The organism is Rhodococcus sp. G-MC3 (genome assembly GCF_030063335.1).
Taxonomy (GTDB): domain Bacteria; phylum Actinomycetota; class Actinomycetes; order Mycobacteriales; family Mycobacteriaceae; genus Rhodococcoides.
Genome location: NZ_JASISW010000091.1, coordinates 1 through 1,051, shown reverse-complemented (window position 1 = coordinate 1,051; position 1,051 = coordinate 1). Strand labels below are relative to the sequence as shown.

The window sequence follows — 1,051 nt, the reverse complement described above, 5'->3', positions numbered from 1 at the left end:
GTAGTGGATCAATGAACATTTTCTCCATGGACGGCAGTCACGTCCTCGTTACCGGGGCCAACAGAGGCCTGGGGCAATCGATCGCCTCAGCCCTGTCCGAACTAGGAGCCGTGGTGTACGGCACGTCTCGCACAGAACTCGGTGCGAAACAGATCGAAGCCGAAACGGGCCGCCGTGGGTTCGTGCTGGACATCGTAAACAAGGACTCCATCGATCACCTGATGTCGTCCTTGCCCGAAGCCGTAAACGTACTTGTCAACAATGCGGGAGTGAACTATCCATCACCCGCTCTGGAGGTAACGGAGCAGCAATGGGATGCGGTCATGTCGACGAATCTCAAGGGCACCTTCTTCCTATCGCAAGCAGTTGCGCGCCGCTGGATAAGCCGAGCCAGTCCCGGAGTCATCGTCAATATCGGCTCCCAAGCCGGCACGGTCGGGATCGAAGAACGAGCAGCATACTGCGCCAGCAAAGGTGGCCTCGATCAACTCACAAAAGTACTCGCGATCGAATGGGCGCAACACCGAATCCGGGTCAACACGGTTGCCCCGACCTTCGTCAGGACAGAACTCACCGAGTCCACCTTGAACAGGCCGGGATGGGGCGAAACCCTGCTGTCGAGAATCCCGGTCGGACGTTTCGGTGAACCAGAGGACATTGTTGGAGCGGTCGCTTTCTTGGCCGGTGGTGCCGCTCGAATGATCACAGGCCACACTCTTCTCGTAGACGGCGGATACACCGCCCACTAGCAGCACACCGTGACACAGATGGACTCGGCCCTCGACCGACCCCGAACCGGAGGCCGAGTCCAGCTGTGTCGAAGGGCCTCGGAGGTCGCATTCCAGGGCATATGAACGTGCTCCTCACCGAGGCCGATGTCGAGGATGACGCCATGAGGAAATGGTCGACCGCAACGCCAAGTTCTCCGTCCGCCTACGTCGCCACAGTTATCGGTGCCAACGACGCCACCAACCCGGCGGCACGCAACGATCCCTCCAGCCCAATCCACGGCATGCCGATCCTGAACGTCGACGAGGCGGTCGGTCGTGCT

General features: G+C 60.0%; 1 protein-coding gene and 1 pseudogene. Both read left to right on the top strand.

Annotation, left to right across the window (positions count from 1 at the left end; genetic code table 11):
• Window positions 1-749, top strand: a 749-nt coding sequence (locus QMK17_RS26315) for an SDR family NAD(P)-dependent oxidoreductase (protein WP_336620191.1), incomplete at its 5' end; no start/stop codon positions are given.
• Window positions 750-826: 77 nt separating this feature from the next.
• Window positions 827-1,051: pseudogene (locus QMK17_RS26310) on the top strand (NAD(P)(+) transhydrogenase (Re/Si-specific) subunit beta); the annotation flags it as partial.